Annotated in this window: 15 protein-coding genes, 1 tRNA gene and 1 pseudogene; 1 reads left to right on the top strand and 16 read right to left on the bottom strand. The window is 63.9% G+C overall.

Annotation, left to right across the window (positions count from 1 at the left end; genetic code table 11):
* Window positions 1-939: 939 nt before the first annotated feature.
* On the bottom strand, window positions 940-1,335 hold the full coding sequence (locus XH87_RS12985) for a hypothetical protein (RefSeq protein ID WP_157461111.1): 396 nt from the start codon (window positions 1,333-1,335) through the stop codon (window positions 940-942).
* A 1,645-nt stretch (window positions 1,336-2,980) separates the two neighbouring features.
* On the opposite strand from XH87_RS12985, the gene XH87_RS12980 reads away from it, so the two are divergent.
* On the top strand, window positions 2,981-3,766 hold the full coding sequence (locus XH87_RS12980) for a hypothetical protein (RefSeq protein ID WP_271587568.1): 786 nt from the start codon (window positions 2,981-2,983) through the stop codon (window positions 3,764-3,766).
* A gap of 117 nt (window positions 3,767-3,883) precedes the next feature.
* Here XH87_RS12980 and XH87_RS12975 read toward each other — a convergent pair.
* The 15 genes and pseudogenes from XH87_RS12975 to XH87_RS12905 all read right to left on the bottom strand — a co-directional run.
* Window positions 3,884-4,266: pseudogene (locus XH87_RS12975) on the bottom strand (IS3 family transposase); the annotation flags it as partial.
* 141 nt (window positions 4,267-4,407) lie between these two features.
* Complete coding sequence (mdoH, locus tag XH87_RS12970; protein ID WP_271587567.1) at window positions 4,408-6,522, bottom strand: glucans biosynthesis glucosyltransferase MdoH; 2,115 nt, start codon at window positions 6,520-6,522, stop codon at window positions 4,408-4,410.
* The gene (locus tag XH87_RS12965; protein ID WP_433960362.1) at window positions 6,510-7,889 is read right to left on the bottom strand and encodes a glucan biosynthesis protein G; all 1,380 of its coding nucleotides are present in this window, start codon (window positions 7,887-7,889) and stop codon (window positions 6,510-6,512) included. Before XH87_RS12965 ends, mdoH begins: the two co-directional genes overlap by 13 nt.
* A gap of 574 nt (window positions 7,890-8,463) precedes the next feature.
* Window positions 8,464-8,553: transfer RNA gene (locus XH87_RS12960), tRNA-Ser, on the bottom strand.
* 190 nt (window positions 8,554-8,743) lie between these two features.
* Window positions 8,744-8,959: a hypothetical protein gene (locus tag XH87_RS12955; RefSeq protein ID WP_035712371.1), complete on the bottom strand. Its 216-nt coding sequence runs from the start codon at window positions 8,957-8,959 to the stop codon at window positions 8,744-8,746.
* Between the two features lie 914 nt (window positions 8,960-9,873).
* Window positions 9,874-10,197, bottom strand: coding sequence for a hypothetical protein (locus XH87_RS12950; RefSeq protein ID WP_158669131.1), 324 nt, complete (start codon window positions 10,195-10,197; stop codon window positions 9,874-9,876).
* Between the two features lie 324 nt (window positions 10,198-10,521).
* Window positions 10,522-10,791: a hypothetical protein gene (locus XH87_RS12945; protein WP_271587566.1), complete on the bottom strand. Its 270-nt coding sequence runs from the start codon at window positions 10,789-10,791 to the stop codon at window positions 10,522-10,524.
* Between the two features lie 420 nt (window positions 10,792-11,211).
* Window positions 11,212-13,062 carry a dihydroxy-acid dehydratase gene (gene ilvD, locus XH87_RS12940; RefSeq protein ID WP_271587565.1) on the bottom strand — a complete coding sequence of 617 codons (1,851 nt, stop codon included), beginning with the start codon at window positions 13,060-13,062 and terminating at the stop codon, window positions 11,212-11,214.
* Between the two features lie 276 nt (window positions 13,063-13,338).
* Window positions 13,339-14,301 carry an ABC transporter permease gene (locus tag XH87_RS12935; RefSeq protein ID WP_271587564.1) on the bottom strand — a complete coding sequence of 321 codons (963 nt, stop codon included), beginning with the start codon at window positions 14,299-14,301 and terminating at the stop codon, window positions 13,339-13,341.
* Window positions 14,298-15,227 carry an ABC transporter permease gene (locus tag XH87_RS12930; protein ID WP_271587563.1) on the bottom strand — a complete coding sequence of 310 codons (930 nt, stop codon included), beginning with the start codon at window positions 15,225-15,227 and terminating at the stop codon, window positions 14,298-14,300. Before XH87_RS12930 ends, XH87_RS12935 begins: the two co-directional genes overlap by 4 nt.
* On the bottom strand, window positions 15,227-16,213 hold the full coding sequence (locus XH87_RS12925) for an ABC transporter ATP-binding protein (protein ID WP_271587562.1): 987 nt from the start codon (window positions 16,211-16,213) through the stop codon (window positions 15,227-15,229). The genes XH87_RS12930 and XH87_RS12925 overlap by 1 nt, the downstream gene beginning before the upstream one ends.
* A complete protein-coding gene (locus XH87_RS12920) occupies window positions 16,210-17,193 on the bottom strand; it encodes an ABC transporter ATP-binding protein (protein WP_271587561.1) in 984 nt (327 codons plus the stop codon). Before XH87_RS12920 ends, XH87_RS12925 begins: the two co-directional genes overlap by 4 nt.
* A gap of 1 nt (window position 17,194) precedes the next feature.
* Complete coding sequence (locus XH87_RS12915; RefSeq protein ID WP_271587560.1) at window positions 17,195-18,832, bottom strand: ABC transporter substrate-binding protein; 1,638 nt, start codon at window positions 18,830-18,832, stop codon at window positions 17,195-17,197.
* Between the two features lie 31 nt (window positions 18,833-18,863).
* A complete protein-coding gene (locus XH87_RS12910; RefSeq protein WP_271587559.1) occupies window positions 18,864-19,679 on the bottom strand; it encodes a sugar phosphate isomerase/epimerase family protein in 816 nt (271 codons plus the stop codon).
* 554 nt (window positions 19,680-20,233) lie between these two features.
* Window positions 20,234-20,617: a GrlR family regulatory protein gene (locus XH87_RS12905; RefSeq protein ID WP_199762984.1), complete on the bottom strand. Its 384-nt coding sequence runs from the start codon at window positions 20,615-20,617 to the stop codon at window positions 20,234-20,236.
* Between the last annotated feature and the right edge of the window lie 24 nt (window positions 20,618-20,641).

The following is a 20,641-nucleotide window of genomic DNA, read 5'->3' as shown; positions in this document are numbered from 1 at the left end:
CCGTTTTCACATCGCTTGACAAGGTCGCGCTCGCGACCATCGGCGCTGTGGCCGCGTTCGCGGTTCTCCTGGGGTTGGTGAATCCACAAGCCGAGACAGCCAGGCACGCCGCTGACAAGGCGGCTGCGCCGACGTGCTATTCAATCGGCTGGTTGGTGGCGCCGGGATGCTCCGAGCGCCTCAAGTGACCGGCAACGGGGCGGCTCTGCGGACATGCCTCCCGGCTGGCGCGTCGAGAGGGGCTACCAGATCACTTTGAGCGGCCGCCCTGCTCCATTGCTGTCTTTGGTTTTCGGCGAGCGCCAGGCGCGCCGCTGATTTGCCGTGCCGGGCTTCAAAACCGGATTGTCCCGAACAGGAAGAGTAGCGCGAAAGTGATCAGGCCGGAGATCCGCAGCGAGCCGAGACACCCCAGCCGGTTCGAAAAAAGAAGAACATGCACAGCCCGCTGTGAAAGGTTCTGCCGGCCCAGGATGACTTCCGGGCAACGTCACGCCTTCCCATGGCTTGGGCTTACACGCGGGGCGGCAACTCTTTGCAGGCTGAGCGCGGAAGATTACTTACGCCGACGGCGTGCGGTCGACTTTACGCAAGCTCGCCCACTCAAGCGGTAGCGGCGCAACTCAGCTTGCGTCAATCGATTTCGCAAGACGCTCAACTCCGCAATCTGACTTTCTAGAAATGCGATGCGTTGAAGCAGAACGTTGGCGGCATGGGGAGTTCGATCAGAAATACTCATCACGACCTCAAAATAACAAGAATGCAAAACGATCCCGGCAATCCCGGTATTACGCCAGCAGACGGACGCAATTGCAAGACGAATCATTCCGCAAGTGCGCACAGCCAGCCGGCAAAGACCTGGTCCGGCGGTTGCCGCTTCTTCAACGGATCCGTGAGAACTGACGCACAGGGCCCCGCCGGCTCACGCTGGCGGGCTTCTCAATAATAACGGCGTCTGGGGCGGCGTTCGTAGTCGTCGTAGCCGTAGTACCCCTGTCGACCCTGCTGAAACTGCGGCGGCACCGTACCGTTGGGGTAGCATTGACCGTCTCGAATATCGACGTCTGCGCCGTTACCACAGGGGACCCGATGTCTGCCGTAGCCGTAGCCTCCACCACCGCGATAGTAGTACTGCCGCGCGGCCTGTTCCTGAGGAGGAAGGTACCCGTTTGGATAGCACATGCCATCGCGGGCGCTCACGTCCCAACCGTGGCCGCACGGAGGCGGCCTGACGGGGACGCCGTATTGGACAGTCTGAATCTCGGGTGGAGTGTCCTGTGCCACCGCCGTCCCGACGTGAAGGGCGAGCGCAGCCGCGGCAATGCTGATGATCATGATCCGTCTCCCTCCGCACAACGTATGGCGGAGGCGCTGAATACCCGATGAACGGTACTTGCGCGTCTCAAGACACGCGTGCTGCTCGATGGCGGCCTTGATGGTTGGCTATGCAGGAGGTTCTCTTGCCAAGCCAACGTGACTGCCGGCACCACCACCAACAGAAGCGATCCGACGATATCGACCGCTGTCATGGCCGCACCGAAACGATTGCACCTTCGTTTGTGCGTTGGCAGGTAGGGTCACATTTAAATATTTGAATTTACTTTGGCGGAAGGGGTGCCTGTCAACCTTCTTGTAATTGCTTATCTTTTCTGCGCCTCGGCGCGGGCTCTCACGGACCTTACCGAGGTAAGCCGAGCCGATTCCCCACCTTAATTTCAACCACCTTTCACGGGCGCGGCGGCCTCGCCCGGCACCCCTGCTCTCCCCTTCGTCGACCGATTGCTAGGGCGACATTCGTTAGGGCCGAGATTTTCGAACGACCTTTGCCGAGCTCGCGTCTGCGGCTATTCTGATCAACGCTTCAGTGTGCACATGTGGTCACGACCAGCATGGTCCGGCTGCATTGCCAATCGGATCCCAACATTGGGTCATGGAATCCACTAGGATTACCGATGGCAATAGTGGTCGCGGCCGCCACTAGAACAACGGCGGTAAGCGCGAGCGTTCGGTAGGTCGCCAAGTTCCACTTCATTGCGCTTCCCTCCAGTGGAAGCGCCCACGCTACGCTCAGGAATACCTCCCGCTTGTGAACTACTTCACACGGAGTTTTTCAACAGTCATCACAGTCGCGTGCAGCAGCCCACTGCGTGAACTTGCGGCCTTGGAGTGCCGGGCCACGGGGCGCAGTCATACGTGGTGCTGCAATCCCCAGAAGGCGATCAGCAGAAGGGCTGCGGCCCCGATTCCCAGCAATAAGAGAATGGCTTCCAGCATGACGAATCAAGCTCCGCCCAAGCCACATCATACGCCCGGGGGAAACTTAGTCACCTAAGCCCGCCAGAGTGAACCTGGCGGGCCTGCCGTCCACACAACGACACACAGTAGCTTGCGCCCGGTAATTTGCGCGTCGGCCGCGGTGCCGCATTGATCGCGCTATGCATCCAAGCAAACGTCGAACGCCAACGCATCCAGACGGTCGGCAGCTGAAGATCACCTCGGCGAAATGCGCGCACGGTGGTTCGCGGCGTGCTGGTCTATTGGCGAGCGTCTGACGGAAAGGACATCGAATTTACAAGCCAAGGTACCGCGCCTTTGCTGCCGACGAGTGGCTCATTAAACTATCCGAGTTCTCACGTACTAACCGGAGATGGCCCGGCGAGGCCCCACCCAGACCTCAACAGCAGCATGTGCACCTAAGAGCTTCTTGACTCGAACCTCGGCGTCTTCGTCCGTGGGCAATCAATTTCGTAGACTGCGCGAGCAACGCGCCCTGAAGAGAGCGAGAGACCGGCGAGCGCGAATGATTTCGGCGCCAGTTTAGGCGTATTTTCCTACCTCGATCAGCCTCGAACTTTCGGCGATCGGACTCATTTGCCGACGGCGCCTTCGCGCGCGACGCCGGGCCCGAGCGCAGAGGTGAAAAACTGTGCTAAACAACGAAGCTCAGCACCGTCGTCAAGGGGTTCATATGGAGCACCAAATGGCTTCTACGCGGGACGACAGCGTCGCGGAACGGCAGATCGCTGAAGAGCTTTCGCACCTGGCGCGTAAAGCGGAAGACCGTCCCTCGGTCCCGCCGGCCATGGAGACGTCGCGCGCCCCGACAACAAACCATCAATGGACGAAACAGCCCCACGTGGCTTTCGTCTGCTCTCTGTTGGCGGCATGCTTTGCTGCCTGGTGGTGGTGGTCGTCCTCCGCTCATCCCCCGATGACGGCCCCTTCGGACCAAGCACCTCTGACGCGGCTCACCGGAGAAGCTACGGCGCCGAAAGACACATCGCCGTCTGCAATCGCCCTGGCTTCCGACTTGACCCAGCAGCTCCAGTCGATGACGCGCGATCTCGCTGCCTTGAGGCAAGCAGTCGAACAACTTAAGGTGACGCAAGAGAAATTGGTCCACGACAATGAAAATGTCGCGCGCCAACTCAAGACAAGCCAGGAAGAATTCGCACGTAACAACCGTGTCATCGACGAGCTCAAAGGGATCCAGATCCAGATGGCACGCGAAAGTCAAACGCTCACCGATCGCCTCAACGCAAACCAGGAGCAACTCGCCCGCGTCACGGCCATCGCATCAGCGCCGAAGGAGATGATGCCTGAAGTTACGAACGCGATTCCAGAAAAGCCAAAGGTCATGCCGGAAATACCATTGCCGCGTCCGCGGCAGTCGGCCAATGCTGCCCAGGCGCCAAAGCCGGCGCCAATTGCCAGGCCGCAAGCTATAAAACCGCAACCGTCGTTCGCGTGGCCATGGTCGCGCTAAGCCGCGACCGACCTGCTTGCGGCCGAAACTAAAGCAGGCGTCGGGCACCGTTTGACTGCGGCTCCTATTCAGACTTTCGGAATGAGCTGCTGCCGGTTTGATGGACACCCGGTTAAGCTAATCCCACTTGCGCTCGAACTCAACAGGACTGAGGTATCCGATCGTCGAGTGACGACGGACGGCGTTGTAGAACCGCTCGATGTAGTCGAACACATCTGCTCTGGCCTCGTTTCTGGTGCGATAGATTTTGCGTTCGGTGCGCTCGGTCTTCAGCGACGAGAAGAAGCTCTCCATCGCCGCATTGTCCCAGACATTGTCGGGTCCAGAAAGTTTGCCAGCACGTTCGCTACCTGGCGATCGCCTTCGTCCTTTGGCAGACGCCGGCGCCGCGGCCTCGCCCGCAACGCCTGCTGGCGCATAGCCGCTCGATCCGGTGCAGACCGCATTCGACGCCATCTGCCAAAAAGATCTCTCCAGACCCGTCGTGCACCGTAGGTTCGGCCCGTGCGGGTCTCGCTTGAAGGCTTCCTGCACCAGCAAGCCCAGCGAGTTCATGGCGCGACGCATATCGGTATGGCCGGTCGCAATCCACACCCGCACGCCGGAGTTCAGGCGGGTCGGCCCCCCCCGGCAGGTCTTCATCACTTGTGCAACACGGTCGCGAGCGCCGAAGCGTTGTTCAAGATTGAAAAGACCTCTCTGGTGGAGAGATGCTCGACGGCCTCCTCGAAGGTCTCGCTCGCCTCCACCTTGGCACCCCCAACAACCAGGTTCGCGTCGACCGTGCCGGGCCGGGCGGCGCGGGGAGGCGCTAGCTGCGCGACGTGGAATGCCAAGAGTGCGGCGTCTTCGTGCAGTTCCACCAAGGCTGGTTTGATCGCTTTGTCTGCCGCCGCGCTCAACTCGTTCGCTCGACGCAGGAGCGGAGGCGGCTCTAGTTCTTCTGGGGTGGCGAACAAGTCGACGGACGCGCGCCTTGCGGTCAGAGCTCCTATAGGTACGGCGAACAGCAGCCCGACGATGACCGGCGACATCCAGAGTAGAAGGGGCAGCGAAACGGCGTACGCGCTTGCCGCCATCGCAACGCCGCACAATGTTGGAACGCCGTATTTCCGATAGAGCTCGCGGCGCTCCACCGTACCGTCGTCCCGCCTTTGCGTCTGCCAGCCTGCGTCGCGACCGGCCAGAATCTCGATCACCGCGATCGACTGGAAGATCATCATTATGGGCGCCATCAACGCGGATATGACGACCTCTGCGAGAACTCCGGACGAAGCACGCAATGCGCCGCCGAATTGATGTGCCAGCGAGCGCCGCAACCAGAGCAAGACTAGGCTGAGCAGCTTCGGTAAAAGCAGCAATCCCATCGTGGCGACGAACACCCAGAGGGCGAGCACGGGATCCTGGGCCGGCCAGGTCGGAAAGAGCGCGAAACCCTTCGGAAAATACTCCGGACGCACGAACCGCGCCTGCAGCGAGATCAGCATCCCCAGCAGCAGGAATAGCAGCCACAGCGGTGCTGTCAGATATGCCCCGATGCCCACCATGAAATGCAGCCGGGAGACCCAGTGGAGCCCCCGCGCGGGGACCACAGCGAGATGCTGAAGATTGCCCTGACACCAGCGTCGATCGCGCGCCGCGAAATCAAGCAGGGAAGGTGGCACCTCTTCGTAGCTTCCGCCAAGCATCGGCAGCATGTAGATGCCCCACCCGGCCCGCCGCATCAGTGCAGCCTCGACGAAATCATGGCTCAGGATGTGCCCGCCGAACGGCTTGCGCCCGCGAATCTGCGGCAGTGCAGCCGCTTGCGCGAACGCCTTCACCCGGATGATCGCGTTGTGGCCCCAGTAGTTGCCTTCGGAGCCGTGCCACCAGGCGACGCCGGCCGCGATCATTGGTCCGTACAGACGGCCCGCGAATTGCTGGACGCGGCTGAACAGAGTTCGCGCATTGACGATCATGGGGAGAGTCTGGACGAGCCCGGCGGTCGGATTGGTCTCGATAGCATGGACCAATCGGACGATGGTTTGACCGCTCATGAGACTGTCGGCGTCGAGCACGATTATGAAGTCGTAGATGCCGCCGAAACGCGTGACCCACTCGGAGATATTGCCGGCTTTCCGAGCCGTATTCTCCGCTCGGTGACGATAATACAGCCGCGTTCCCACGGCTTGTCGCAGCGCGAGGACCGCTTTTTCTTCGGCGACCCAGATGTCCGGATCGGTGCTGTCGCTCAGGACGAACCAATCGAATAGCTCCCCTTGCGAGGTCGCCTCTAAGGATTCGACGATCGCACGAAGCCGCGCCGTCAATTGATGCGGGTTTTCGTTGTAGGTGGGAAGCAGCATTGCGGTGCGGCTTGCGATCGTGGGCAGTTCTGCCTCTGGCGCGAAGGTGCCCGGACGATGGGCCAGCAGCACGAAGAAGCCGGCCAACGCGGAGGCGAACGAGAAAGCCACCCAAGCGAGCAGGACCAGGAAGAGCGCCAGCACCATGGCTTCGAGGACGGTGACGCCGCCGACCTGCAGCACACGATACATCTCATAGCCACCCGCTCCCGTGAGCGCCGCCGTCGAGAGAAGGACGAGGCCGCGCCGCCAGGCCATCGCGGGGGCGACCGGCGCTGGAACGCGGTCGGGTACCCGGTTCTTTCCGAGGTCGCCAGGAGCCATCGGAAGGGGCGACTCGCGCGGCAATAGGCGTTGGATCGCGATATCGCCGGCGATCGGCCTCGGAGCTGTGTTCAGGGTGCCCATCGGTAGACCCAGACTTCCGACAAGGGCTTGTCGCCCTCGGTCAGAAACGCCCGCAGCTCGATCGGCTCCCCTTTCACCTGGCACTGGAAGCTCAGCCGCCAACCGCCGGTGTAGGGATTGGGCTGCGTGACGATGTTCTTCACCTCGGACTTTTCCGCCGTCACGACGCCTTTGACGCCGGCCGGATCGATGCCCTTCAGGTTGTCGCCGACCAGATCGAGGACGAAGAGGCGGGCGTCTTCGCCCCTCGCCCCTATTCCGCTTCGCGTGAAGCGAGCCAGCGAATGCGGCTTGGGACTGTCCGGCCCCCAATGCAGCCGATAGGTGTAGTTGTGCTCGCCCTTGGCCTGCAGCAGGCTTTTGGGCCGCCAGAACGCGGCGATGTTGTCGTGGACTTCCTCTTTGGTCGGGATCTCGAACAGCATGACGCCGCCCTCGCCCCAGTCTCCGATCGGCTCCATCCAGAGACTGGGCCGCTTTTCGAAGCTGGATTCGATGTCCTGGTAAGCGAAGAAATTTCTCTCCCGCTGCATCAGGCCGAACCCCCGCGGATTGAGGTCCTGAAAGGTGCTGATTTGGAGGTCACGGGGATTGCTGAGCGGCCTCCAGAGGCTTTCGCCCTTGCCGTTGAAGATCGCGAGCCCGTCGGAATCATGGACGGAGGGGCGGAAATCGTCGATGTCGTTGCGGTCGTTAGGGCCGTAGAAGAACATGCTGGTCATGGGCGCGAACCCGACCCGCTGCATTTCGACGCGCGGGTAGACCGACATCTCGACGTCGAAGACCGTCGTGTCACCCGGCCGTACCGTGAATCGGTAGCTCGCCGCGCAGCTTTTGCTGTCGAGCAGAGCGTGGATCACCAGCGAGGTCGCGCCGGGCGCAGGCCGCTCGAGCCAGAAGGACTTGAAGAGCGGAAATTCCTCGCCCTTGGCTTCCCCCGTATCGATCGAAAGTCCCCGGGCGGAAAGCCCGTACGTCTGCCCCTTGGCGACAGCGCGGAAGTAGCTTGCGCCCAGGAAGACGCACACCTCGTCGTAATAGTCCGCGCGGTTCATCGGCGCGTGTATGCGGAAGCCGGCGAAGCCGAGGTCGGCCTCTTCAAACGCCGGGACCTTCTCGCCGAAGGAAAAGTCCTCCTTGCGGTACTTGAGTTCGGTGGCCTTTCCGTCCGCGACCTCGAATATGGTCACCCGGTTTTTGTAGAAGAAGCCGCGATGGAAGAACTGCGTTTCGAACGGAAGATTCTTGCCGCGCCAGAGCGCGCGCTCGGGTAGGAAGCGGATGGAACGGTACTGATCGTAATCGAGATCCTTCAAGCCGCTCGGCAGCTTCTCGTCCGGCGCCTCGAACTGCTTGCCCCCGATCATACGGGCCAGGTCTCTCACCGTGGACGGCCCAAACGCGCCATCCGACGAAGCGCCGAAACCGCTTGGCGAGGCGAGCAGCAACGCCGGCAGCACCGCCGACCCTTGAACAAGTTGGCGTCGGTTCACGTGCACTCCTCGCTAACTGCTGCCGTGGCCAAGCAACGACCACCCCGCCCGCAAGTTCCACCGGCGCCATCACGTGGCCCTCCCGAGTATCGAGGTCGTGTCGATCTGGGAAGTTGTTACGGCAACGATCGGCGAACTGCCCTGGCCTAGCGGCTGATAGCGTCGGAGGCGGCGCTTTGGCCCGCATTCTGCGCCGCTGCTGCTGGGCGCCTCATTTTTCAGCTGCGTTGTCTTGGCGTGATTGCAGAGGATGGACCGGGGACAGACATCGAGGCAACTCGAGCTGACCAAGGATGCGAAGTATCATGCTCTCAGGCTTCTCTCGCGCCGCGGGCTAATTGGTAGCTTTTCACCGTAGCTACTTCAGCAGAACCCGGGTCGCCCGTCGAAAAAGCCGAGCATTCAACGGTTTGGCCGCCGCGGGTTGGAGGAGCGGTGAACAATATATTGGCGGAAGGGGTGGGATTCGAACCCACGGTACCCTTGCGGGCACGCCGGTTTTCAAGACCGGTGCCTTAAACCACTCGGCCACCCTTCCGAGACTTGAAATTGCTGGGCTTTTCGTCGCTTTGCAGAGAACGTCTCGACGACTCTGCCACCGCTTTGCCACCCAACGTCGTCGGTTCGCTTGTTTATGGCGGCTCGCATGGCGTCGTCAACCGCCGCGGCTGCCTCGCCCTGCATGTTTCGGCATCAGGTGTCCAGTGTGATCGCAATGCCGGAGCGCCCTAACCGTCTTGGTACGAAATGCCGATGTCGTCGCAGATTAGAGCGAAGGCCTTTTTCGCTCTGTCATTGTCAAAACAAAAACGCGTGCCGATGTCGGCGCGGTCGGCATACCAATTCACCTCGTTTGCTTTTGCGACACGAGACGCTTCCCCGCGCAACAAATCCAGTTGCCGACCGGGAGGGGTACGAACAATCAAGCAAGTTTCGCTTTTCATCCTGCGCTCCATGTTAGGCGAAAGGCCGCAGCGAACGCCGCTGCGGCCTTTGACCGGAGGAGTATAAATTCGTGAAGTATGTTCCAGCCCCGGCGGCATGAGGTTTAGAAAGAATTCGCTGCATCGCAAATCACATCGGGGGGCATCGTACGGGAGCGGACCAACAAAGCGCGGCTCTGCACTCCTGTTCGACGAGAGCGGCCCCGGCTGGGCAATTGGGGGGGGGGCTTGAGGCCGGGGCCGCATTTGCCGGCTAACGGGGCGACCGGCGCTGTGACAACTCGCTTGTCGCCGCTACCGTTCCTCACATGGAAGGTGCACCACCGTACCAAACACTCAGATAGTATTTCGATACCCCGTCAATGGCGGTCTGCGGCCTGTGTCGAAGCCAGGTCTGGCCTCGGCGCCCCGCCTGCCACAAGCACGACAGACGAAGCGCGACGCGATATCCGATAGCCGCATGTCGTGCGGCCGGCAGTCGGCACCAAGTGCCGCGCTGTGGCTACACCGATAGTCGGCGCAGTAAGCCGGAACACTGCGGACACCGTGTCGCGCATCTGGCGAACGCAAATCCTTGAGCTCGCATGACGCGATCAAGGCGGAGCGCCGTCCGGAGTCAAATGGTCAATCGCTTGGGTTCAACAACGCGCACGAGCTACGGCCCGTCGCAGGTGTCGGAAGGCAAGAGACCGTCAGTTTCGCGGGGGCGATCGCTTCTCAACCTCGTGCCGATAGCTCGCGGCCATCTCGAGCAGCGCCGCGCGAGTCAGTTCGTCGACCTGCTTCCCCCGCTCTTGGCAGGTCTCGAACCGTGCTAACGCCCCTGCCCCACCACCGCCTTGCCTTATGCGGTGCGCAAAGGAAAACGCGGCGCCCTGGAAAGCGCCGCGTCCAATCTTCGTCGTTGCGTCGGCTCAGTAGCCGCAGGACGCGCAGCCCATCTGCACCGGCGCGTAATAGGAATAGCCCGGCGAAACCATCTCGACGCGCTGGCGCGTGGCGTATTGCGGGGGGATGCGCTCGTACTGGACGCTCGGCGGCGCCACCATCACGGTCCGCGGCACCATCACGGTGCGGTATTGCGCCGGCGTGCGATGCGCGACCACGGAGCCCGGCGAGACCATGACGGTCTCGTCGACAGTGCGGTATTGCGGCGGAACGTATTGCTGCTGGTAGCAGGTCGTGCACGGCGGCGGTGCGTAGCAATTGTAGCAGCCGGCGGAGGCAGCGCCCGTCATGGAAATCGCGGCGACGGCCGTTGAGAAAACGACAGCGAGAGTACGAGACATTGTGGTGGTGCCCCAGTTGCCCGAAACGAATTTGCGAAGGTGGCAGCAGTATACGCCGCAAGATCATGGCCTGCCGAAGTTCGTGGAGGCATCCTTAACGAGAGCAGCCATTTGCAGCCGGCCGGTAAGGACTCATTGACCAGGCGCGTTAACGCGCACGATGTGCATGCGCCCTGATGCGGCGCGTGCTGCATCAGCGATCGTTGCTGTGCACGACTTCATTCCGCCCGGGCGCCGTTGCGAAGCGTTCATTCGCCTCGGAGCGAGCCTGCTTCAGTGCCTCGCCGCCCTTTCCAGGAACTCCAGCAGCGAGGGATCCGTTTCGTTGAATTCGACAAAGCGGCGCCGCAGCTCGTCTGCAATCTCCGCGGTGGCATCACGTGACCACCCCTCCGCGGTGTTGAAGGCGACGATGCGCGCGGGATGGAGGTATTGCCCCTCCACGAGATGTCTGAGCAGGGTCGCGCGATTGGCATCCTCCTCGGCAGTTTCGCACCAGGCACGGCCGAGCCGCCGGCCGAAATCATCGAGCACGAGATACACGTCCCGGTCTGTCGTAACTTGCGGTACGAGCGATGGAGAGGGACTCATGACTTGCTCCGCCACTGGCAATCCGGGCAGTTGCGGCCGCAATTGGCTACGGTGACTCGGCTCTGCCGGATCGAAAAATGGACTTCGATGATTTTTCAGGATCGCACAGTCAAATCATAAATAAAATAGGAATAAATAAAATTAAATATAGTGGAATGGTCTGAAATAATATATTAGATTGATAGTGCCTGGCGGCGGAAGCCCGCGTCAGGCGCCCACTTCGCAAACGGCCCCCGCATTCACCCCGAATGCCCAAGCCCCAGAACGCGGGGGCCGTGTCTTTAGCAACAACCTAAAAGTGCGACGACGATTCATCCTCATTGCATCGCGCTTTGGAGGTTGCATCCAGCCTAGGGAGCGCCGATCCGGCGCTCACCTCGAGCGCCGCTTCACCTCGCGCACCGCGCCGCGCGCGGCGCTGGTGGTGAGCGCGGCGTAAGCCTGCAGCGCGGTCGAGACGTTGCGCTTGCGGCTCTGCGGTTGCCAGGCGGCATCGCCCTTCGCCTCCTCCGCTGCGCGGCGCTTGGCGAGTTCCTCGTCGGAAACCTCGAGGCTGATGCTGCGGTTCGGAATGTCGATGGCGATAATGTCGCCGGTGCGCACGAGACCGATGTTGCCGCCCTCCGCGGCTTCCGGCGACAGATGGCCGATCGACAGGCCGGACGAGCCGCCGGAGAAGCGGCCGTCCGTGACGAGCGCGCAAGCCTTTCCGAGGCCCATCGATTTCAGATAGCTGGTCGGATACAGCATCTCCTGCATGCCGGGGCCGCCGCGCGGGCCTTCATAGATGATGACCACGACCTCACCCGCGACGACCTTGCCGCCCAGAATGCCCTCGACCGCTGCGTCCTGGCTTTCGAACACGCGCGCGGGGCCGGAGAATTTCAGGATCGAGGCGTCGACGCCGGCGGTCTTCACGATGCAGCCGTCCTGCGCGAGGTTGCCGTAGAGCACGGCGAGGCCGCCGTCCTTGCTGAACGCGTGCGCGAGATCGCGCACGACGCCCTTCTCGCGGTCGGCATCGAGCTCGTCGTAGCGCCGCTCCTGGCTGAAGGCGACCTGGGTCGGGATGCCGCCGGGCGAGGCGCGGTAGAAGGTGCGCACGGCCTCGCTCTTGCTGCGCTTGATGTCCCAGCGCTCCAGCGCGTCCGCCATCGTCGGCGCATGCACGGTCGAGACCGAGGTGTCGATCAGGCCCGCGCGGTCGAGCTCGCCCAGAATGCCCATGATGCCGCCGGCGCGGTGCACGTCCTCGACGTGCACGTCGGCCACTGACGGCGCGACCTTGCAGAGCACGGGCACACGGCGCGACAGACGGTCGATGTCGCGCATGGTGAACTCCACCTGCCCTTCATGGGCCGCGGCAAGCAGGTGCAGCACGGTGTTGGTCGAGCCGCCCATCGCGATGTCGAGCGTCATCGCGTTCTCGAAGGCCTTGAAGTTGGCGATGTTGCGTGGGAGCACCGACGCATCGTCCTGCTCGTAGCAGCGGCGGACGAGATCGACGATGGTGTGTCCGGCCTCGACGAACAGGCGCTTGCGGTCGGCATGGGTTGCGACGACCGAGCCGTTGCCGGGCAGCGCAAGCCCAAGCGCTTCCGTCAGGCAGTTCATGGAGTTGGCGGTGAACATGCCCGAGCACGAGCCGCAGGTCGGGCATGCCGAGCGCTCGATCACCTTGACGTCGTCGTCGCTCACCTTGCTGTCGGCGGCCGCGACCATGGCGTCGATGAGGTCGACGGCCTTGGTCTTGCCCTGGAGCTTGACCTTGCCGGCCTCCATCGGTCCGCCCGAAACGAACACGGCGGGGATGTTGAGCCGCAGCGCCGCCATCAGCATGCCGGGCGTGATCTTGTCGCAGTTGGAAATGCAGACGAGGCCGTCGGCGCAATGGGCGTTGGCCATGTACTCGACGCTGTCGGCGATCAGCTCGCGCGACGGCAGACTGTAGAGCATGCCGTCATGGCCCATGGCGATGCCGTCGTCGACCGCGATGGTGTTGAACTCTTTCGCGACGCCGCCGGCTTGCTCGATCTCGCGCGCCACCAGCTGGCCGAGATCCTTCAGATGAACGTGGCCCGGCACGAACTGGGTGAAGGAGTTGACGACCGCAATGATCGGCTTGCCGAAATCGGCATCCTTCATGCCCGTCGCGCGCCAGAGGCCGCGGGCGCCCGCCATGTTACGGCCGTGGGTGGTGGTGCGGGAGCGATAGGCTGGCATGGCGGTTTCCGTCCTCGGGTTTGGCGGCCGGGCGGGAAAATATGGAAGCCGCCTCAGGCCTTTCCGGCCGGATAGCGCACGGGCTGGGCGCGCGCAACGGGAACTTGGACATGACAGGGCTCCCCTGCTCCCGGCGCGGGGTCCCTCACGTGCCCCGGACGCAGCGCAGCGTCTCTTTGACGGTGCGCTGCAGAGCCGGGGCCCATGTGGCAGCGAGTGCTGTGGCCTTCTGGTCCCGGCTCGCGCTCCGCGCGTCCGGGACACGAGATCAGCGGGCTATTGCAGCGTCGGATCGAGCCGGTCGCGCAGCCAGTCGCCGATGACGGAAACCGCCAGCGTGGTGACGACGATGGTGGTGGCCGGCGCCAGCATGATCCAGGGCGCCCGGGTGAGATATTCGCGGCCGTAGCCGACCATGTTGCCGAGGCTGGTCATCGGCGGCTGAACGCCCAGGCCGAGGAAGGACAGCCCGGATTCCATCAGGATGACCTCGGGGAAGACCAGCGTGGTCGAGACGATCAGGGTCGAGGCGATGTTGGGCAGGATGTGCCGGAGGTAGATCCGCGAGGGCGTTGCGCCGAGCTGCCTGACGGCGGCGGCGTAGCCTTGCGCATTGGCCGAGATGGCGAGGCCGCGCGCGATGCGGGCATAGCGCTCCCAGCCGAACAGGCCCATCAGGCCGATCAAGAGCGGCAGCGAATTGCCGAAGAAGGCGAGCACCGCCAGCGCCATGATCAGGAACGGCATGCTGGCCTGGAAGTCGGATAGCATCAGCACCAGCTGCTCCACGGCCCCACGGAAATGTGCGGCGAGGAAGCCCAGCGTGGTGCCGACGATCGCCGAGATCGCGGTGGCGCCGAAGGCGATCAGCAGCGAGATGCGGATGGAAACGAGAAGCCGCGACAGCACATCCCGGCCGAGCTCATCGGTGCCCAGCCAGTGTGCGGCATTGCCGGGCGCCGCCAGCCGGTTGCGCAGGTCGAGCTGGGTGAAGCCGTACGGCGCGATCTTCTCCGCGAACGCCGCGATCAGCAGCATCGCGATGATCCAGGCGGCCGCGAGCGCGACCGAGACCGGAATTGCCGGCAGGCTGATACGGCGACGAACGCCAGAGCCCCCTCCGTTCCGATGAAATCGGAACGGGGCTCTAGATTCTAGTTTTGACGCGTTTTCTTTCCGCGAACCGGTATCCACTTCGCTTGAAAACGCTTCGGTGTCCTTCAGCGTCGCGTCGGTCATGCGTGGCCTTCTTTCGCGCGCAGCCGCGGGTCGAGGAAGCCGTAGAGGAAGTCGACGATCAGGTTGGACGTCACCATGGTCATCGCGACGAGCAGAAGGATGCATTGCACGACGGCAAGGTCGCGGTTGGCGACGGCGACGACGAGCAGACGCCCGACGCCCGGCCAGGAAAACACGCTCTCGACCACGACTGCGCCTGCAATCAGCGTTCCCACCATGAAGCCGAGAATGGTCACTGTCGGGATCGCCGCATTCGGCAGCGCATGCGACGTCACCACCTTGCGCCACGGCACGCCCTTGGCCGAGGCGGTGCGGATATAGGGCTGGCCCAGCACTTCCAGCATGGCGCTGCGGGTAAAGCGCGCCAGCACGGCGGCGCCGCCGAGGCTCAGCGTTGCGATCGGCAGGATGGCGTGGCGCCAGCTGTCCTGCCCGCCGGACGGCAGCCAGCCGAGCTGCACGGCGAAGACGAGCACCAGCAGCAGCGCGAGCACGAAGCTCGGCACGGTGAAGCCGGCCACCGCCGTCATCATCACGGCGCGGTCGATCGCCGAGCCGCGATGCAGCGCGGCGTAGATGCCGGCGGGAATGCCGAGCGCGATCTTGAAGGCGAAGGCCGGCAGGGTCAGCGCCAGCGTCGCCGGAATCCGCTCCAGCACGAGCTCGATCGCGGGCCGTCCGTCGCGCATGGAGCGGCCGAGCTCGCCCTTGGCGATGGCGCCGAAATAGTCGAGATACTGAAACCAGATGGGATCGTCGAGGCCCCAGGCCTTGCGAAACGCCGCGAGCACCTCCGGCGGCGCCTCCGGTCCCAGGATCATCAGCGCGGGATCGCCGGAGAGGCGAAGCACGACGAAGGCGAAGGTGACGACAAGCACGATCGTCAGCGCAGCACGTCCGATCCGAATGGCGAAATAGCGTCCCATCACGCCGCGTCCCGCGTCGCGGCGCCCGTGACGAGATGGCAGGCGACCTGCCTGTTGCCGCCGACGGCCGCGAGTATCGGCACCTCGCTCGCACAGCGCGCGACGGCGCGCGGACAGCGCGGGTGGAAGGCGCAGCCTTGCGGACGCGCGGCCGGGTTCGGCGGATCGCCCGACAGGACGATGCGGCCGGCGCTGCGGCGACCCGGCGCGGGCGAGGCGGAGACCAGCGCCTGGGTGTAGGGATGCTCGGGCCGCGCGAACAGGTCGTCGGCGCTGCCGATCTCGACGATGCGGCCGAGATACATGACGGCAACGACATTGCTGATCTGCCTGACGACGCGCAGGTCGTGGCTGATGAACAGCAATGTCAGCGACAGCTGCGCCTGCAGATCGGCGAGCAAATTCACCACCTGCGCCTGGATCGAGACGTCGAGCGCGCTGACCGGCTCGTCGCAGATCAGGAAATCCGGCTTGGTCGCCAGCGCCCGCGCCAGCACGATCCGCTGGCGCTGCCCGCCGGACAGCGCGCCGGGATAGCGCGTACCGTGCGCCGGCGTCAGCTCGACGGCGCGCAGCAGCTCCCGGACGCGCTCCTCGCGCTCGGCCGGCGTGCCGACGCCGTGAATGTCCAGTGGCTCGCGAATCTGGGTGCCGACCGGCAAACGCCGGTCCAGCGCGCCGAGCGGATCCTGGAAGATCATCTGCATGCGTGCACGCTGTGCGCGCCAGGCGGCCGTCCCGGGAGCAGCCATCGGCTTGCCCTGGAAGCGCACTTCGCCGCGATCAGGCGGCTCGAGGCCGAGCACGATGCGACCCGTGGTCGATTTGCCCGAGCCGGACTCGCCGACGAGACCCAGCGTCTCGCCCTTGGCAATCGCGAGCGACACGCCGTCGACCGCATGAACGGCCGTGCTGCGGCCGAACATTCCGGCGCGCATCGCATAGCTGCGCGAGATCGCGGACGCCTCGACGAGCGGCGGACTCATTCGGCCGCGATCCCAAGCAGCGCGCGGCGCGACGCCTCGGCGCGGATGCAGGCCACGGCGCGGCCGTCCGCGATCGGCGCCAGGCTCGGAGCGGAGAGGCCGCACGGTTCGGCCGCCAGCGTGCAGCGCGGCGCGAAGGCGCAACCGCTCGGCATGTGCGCCGGATCGGGCACAGTCCCGGGAATCGCGGTGAGACACCGCCGCGGTCCGTCGAGCGGCGGGAGCGCGCCGATGAGCCCTTGCGCATAGGGATGCAGGGGATCGGCGAAGAGCTGGTTGCTCTGGGCTTCCTCGACGATGCGGCCGGCATACATCACAGCGACGCGGTCGCAGTTCTCGGCGACAACGCCGAGATCGTGGCTGATCAGCACCATCGCCATGCCGAGCTCGCGGCGAACCGTCGAGAGCAGCTCCAGGATCTGGGCCTGGATGGTGGCGTCGAGAGCGGTGGTCGGCTCGTCCGCGATCAGGAGATCGGGATTTCCGGCGAGCGCCATCGCGATCATGATGCGCTGGATCTGGCCGCCGGAGAATTCGTGCGGGTAGGCTTCGAGCCGCCGCGTCGCATCGGGAATGCCGACGAGATCGAGCAGCCGCCGCGCTTCCGCCTTCACGGCATTGCCTTGGAGATCACGATGCAGTGCCAGTGCCTCGCAGAGTTGCTTGCGGATCGTCAGCACCGGGTTGAGCGCGCTCGCCGGATCCTGGAAGATCATGGCGATCCGCCCGCCCCGGACCTGGTCGAGCTCGGGCGCCGGCGCGCCGAGGATCTCGCGACCATCCAGCCGCACCGAGCCGGAGACCTGCGCATGCCGCGGCAGCAGGCCGAGCGCGGCTAGCCATGTGACCGACTTGCCCGACCCGGACTCGCCGACGAGGCCGAGGGCCTCGCCCTTCTGCAAGGCCAGATCGACGCCGCGCAGGACCGGCACCCCATTGAAGGCGACGCTCAGGCCCTCGATGCTGACCAGCTGCGGCACGTCAGGCCTCGAAATTGCCGGCGCGGAAATCCATCGCGAAGGCGGGAGATGCCTTCCACTTGATCGATTTCGGCTTGGCGGTGAAGGTCGCATTCTGGTGCAGCACCGTGTAGGCGGGGTCTTCGCGCTCGGCGATCTCCAGCATGCGGCGGAACGCCTTCTTGCGGGCCGCGCGGTCGGTCGAGGTCTCCAGGAATTCCGAAAGCTTGTTCAGCTCGACATTGGTCCATTCACCGATCTGCTGCTGCTGGCCGTTCGGCCCGTGCTGGGCGACCAGCGAGGACACCGGATCGTTGAATGCGGCCGAGTTCGACCAGTCGCGCACGGCGCGCGTGGGCCCGCGCTCCATGATCTGCGACCAGTTCTCCTTGGTCTCGATCTGGACGTTGAGGCCGACCGACTTCCACATCTCGACCAGGATCTGCGCGGTCGCGACCTGGTTGGTGTAGTAATTGTTGAGCAGGCGGTAGGGAATCGGATCGCCCTTGTAGTTGGCCTGCTTCAAGAGATCCTGCGCGAGCTTCGGATCGTAGGCCGGCACGCTCCAATCGGCGTTGAACATGTCGCCGTAGAATTCCCACTGAAGACCCTTCGGCACGCGGGTGCGGCCGGCCCAGAGGCTGTCGACGATGGCCTGGCGGTCGATCGCATGGGTGAAGGCGCGCCTGACGAGCGGATTGGCGAGCTGTGCGTGGTTCTTGTCAAACACCGTCAGGCGGTGATTGAGGATGGTGCCGCCCTGCACTTCGAATGCGGCGTTCTTCTCGATGCCGGCGATCTGGTCCGGCGGAATGTCGCAGGCGAACTGGTATTCGCCCGACAGCAGGCCATTGATACGGCTCGCGACCTCAGGGACTTCGAGGAAGCGAATGCGCTTGAGCGGCGGACGGCCGCCCCAATATTCATCGTGGGCTTCGAGCGTCAGCGAGACGTCGGGCTTGAGCTCGATGACCTTGTAGGGTCCGGTGGTAACAGGCTTGCGCGCCCAGTCGAGATAGCTCGCAGACTCCTCCCAGGCGCGGCGGTTCATGATGTCGGAGCCGTAGCGCGACAGCCGGCCCTCGATGGTGACGTCGGGCGTCGCGTTGTAGAAGCGCACGGTGTATTTGTCGACCGCATCGACACGCACGAGGTCGGGCCAGATCCGGCGCGCGACGGCCGGCACGTCAGGCGGCAGCTCCTTGCCCGGCCGCGGCGTCGGGATCTTCTCGAAGGCCTTGATGGTGGAACGGTTCTTGGCCTCGGTCTCGCCGAACATGCGCTGGCGGCTGAAGGTGAAGACGACGTCTTCTGCCGTCAACTCGTCGCCATTGTGGAACTTGACGCCCTGGCGCAGCTTCACCTCGACGGTCTGGTCGTCGATGCGGCGCCATTCAGTGGCAAGGCCGGGCACGGCTTCGAGGCTGCCGCGCCAATTCTTCGAGATCAGGCCTTCCCAGATCGAGGAGAAGAAGACGCGCTCGCCGACATTGGACTGCTCGCGCAGCACGTCGAGCACGTTCGAGTTGGTGACCTTCTGCACGGCGATCGTGACCGACGGACGGTCGTCGCCTTGCGCGATCGCAAAACGCGGGAGCAGCAGCGTGCTTGCGGCAGCGCCGCCGGATTTCAGGATGGTGCGACGGGTGAGCTTGCTCATGATGGTGACCCTGCCCTTTTTGGGATGTCGGTTATTCGGCGAGCCCGAGCGCGGCGAGATGGGCTGCACCGGCGCGGACGTCGTCGTGGTTGCGGAGTTCGAGGATCAGCCTGGGATTTGAAGTCAGCCGGCCAAGTGCCCGGAACACGGCGACCCACGGGATATTGCCTTCGCCCGGTGCCCAGTGCCGGTCGGCGAAGCCATCGGTGTCCTGGAGGTGCACATGCGTCAGCATGTCGCCGGCGGTCTCGACATAGTAGTCGACCGGCGGCGCGCCGGTGGAGATGTGGGCGTAGTTGGCGTGCCCGGTGTCGAGCGAGACCCGGACCCTGCTGCTTTCGAGCGCCTTGGCGAGACGCAAGCGGTCGCGCGGATCCTTGTCCTCGATGTTCTCGATGACGATCTCGCAGCCGATGGTTTCGGCGCGCGCGATCACCTCGGCGAGCGTCGCCTTGACGCGTTCGACGAGATTGCCGCGATTGTCCGGATAGAGATCGAGATTGTTGTGGTCCCAGGTCGTGAACGGCGAATGGATCACCATCTGCGTTGCGCCGAGGAACTCGGCGGCATCCAGCCCCTGCAGCAGGCGCTTGGTCACCGCCTGGCGGATCATCGGATCATGACTGTCGATCTTGAAGCCCCAGAACGGGCCGTGGATACCAAGCCGGCCGGTGTGACCGGCGAGCATCTGCTTGATCTCGCCGGCGGTTGCGCGCCAGTCGCTATCGAGCAGATCGGCGCGAAAGAAGTCCTGGATCTCGAGATCGCGCTGCCGCTCGAGAAGCCAATCGCGATGCGCGGGGATCGATTTGATGGACAATGCGGCGCCCAACACCGGCTTCGACATGGCTTGCTCCTTGGCCGTCAGCGATGACGGAGCAGCGCTAGACCAGTTCAATGACAGGCCCGTGAAATGCGAATTGCGACGTATCGATGAGGTGTGGACATCCTGCCGACCACACGGCGCGGATCAGGCAACACGATCGCAGCCGATGCAGAAGCAACACATGGCAAGCGGTATCCATGTCCGTAGTGATCCGGAATGGAATCCCAACCGACCATCGCGTACATCGCGGGACATCGATCGGCGGCGACTTCCACGGGCATCACCCTCTGATCGCGCAACATGGGGTTGGGGGACCACATGGGGCGGGAGATTGAAGGCTGGGGCAAGGTGACGGGGTCCGGACTCCTAGGCACTCCGGACCTCGAAACTTTCGACATCGAACGCAAGCGCGCCGTCCGGCTGATTCAGCCGGGCGGCGCGTTGTCGTTCAACCATCGTCCTCGATCGAAACTATTTCGGGCGGGAGCCGATGTAGTCGCACCCGTGAGGGAATCGTCCGTGCGAAGGCTCCCGAGCGGGAACGTAGCCCTTCAAGTGAGCAGATCGGCTCGCGCTCACATCGCATTCTTGAGCGTCAGTCGCGCCCTGAACGTCACGCTGGTCTTGCCGACCAGTGCCATGCCTTCGACGTCCGCGCCGCCGGGAAAATAATCGCCGGAAAAGCCGCAGGTGACCTCCCTGCCGCCGAACGCGAGCGTCCTGCCTATCGCTTCGGTGTGCTGGTTGACGGTCATGTCGCCCCGCCACTTGCCGTTCCGGAACGTGTAGCTGCCGGTGTAGTAGAAATAGCTGTCGCCGCCCATGATGCGACCGTCGCAGAGCACGACGACGCCCCTTGCCTGCCCACGCTTGCCGTCGCGCATCTCGATGTCGAAGATGTAGAGGCCGTTCGTGACCTTGGCCCCCTCACCCGTTTCCACCCCATCCCCGGCCGACATCAGATCGTCTCCCCAACAATGCCG

The organism is Bradyrhizobium sp. CCBAU 53415 (genome assembly GCF_028128735.1).
Classification (GTDB): Bacteria; Pseudomonadota; Alphaproteobacteria; order Rhizobiales; family Xanthobacteraceae; genus Bradyrhizobium.
The sequence above is the reverse complement of the archived record's forward strand: the minus strand, read 5'-3'. Positions and strand labels throughout refer to the sequence as shown.

Coding starts and splice junctions, on each gene's coding strand:
- XH87_RS12985 (WP_157461111.1), bottom strand. CDS start 1,335: ATGATCATCAGCATTGCCGCGGCTGCGCTCGCCCTTCACGTCGGGACG.
- XH87_RS12905 (WP_199762984.1), bottom strand. CDS start 20,617: ATGTCGGCCGGGGATGGGGTGGAAACGGGTGAGGGGGCCAAGGTCACG.
- XH87_RS12935 (WP_271587564.1), bottom strand. CDS start 14,301: ATGACCGACGCGACGCTGAAGGACACCGAAGCGTTTTCAAGCGAAGTG.
- XH87_RS12965 (WP_433960362.1), bottom strand. CDS start 7,889: ATGATCGGGGGCAAGCAGTTCGAGGCGCCGGACGAGAAGCTGCCGAGC.
- XH87_RS12980 (WP_271587568.1), top strand. CDS start 2,981: ATGGCTTCTACGCGGGACGACAGCGTCGCGGAACGGCAGATCGCTGAA.
- ilvD (WP_271587565.1), bottom strand. CDS start 13,062: ATGCCAGCCTATCGCTCCCGCACCACCACCCACGGCCGTAACATGGCG.
- XH87_RS12925 (WP_271587562.1), bottom strand. CDS start 16,213: ATGAGTCCGCCGCTCGTCGAGGCGTCCGCGATCTCGCGCAGCTATGCG.
- XH87_RS12950 (WP_158669131.1), bottom strand. CDS start 10,197: ATGACGGGCGCTGCCTCCGCCGGCTGCTACAATTGCTACGCACCGCCG.
- mdoH (WP_271587567.1), bottom strand. CDS start 6,522: ATGGGCACCCTGAACACAGCTCCGAGGCCGATCGCCGGCGATATCGCG.
- XH87_RS12910 (WP_271587559.1), bottom strand. CDS start 19,679: ATGTCGAAGCCGGTGTTGGGCGCCGCATTGTCCATCAAATCGATCCCC.
- XH87_RS12915 (WP_271587560.1), bottom strand. CDS start 18,832: ATGAGCAAGCTCACCCGTCGCACCATCCTGAAATCCGGCGGCGCTGCC.
- XH87_RS12955 (WP_035712371.1), bottom strand. CDS start 8,959: ATGAAAAGCGAAACTTGCTTGATTGTTCGTACCCCTCCCGGTCGGCAA.
- XH87_RS12930 (WP_271587563.1), bottom strand. CDS start 15,227: ATGGGACGCTATTTCGCCATTCGGATCGGACGTGCTGCGCTGACGATC.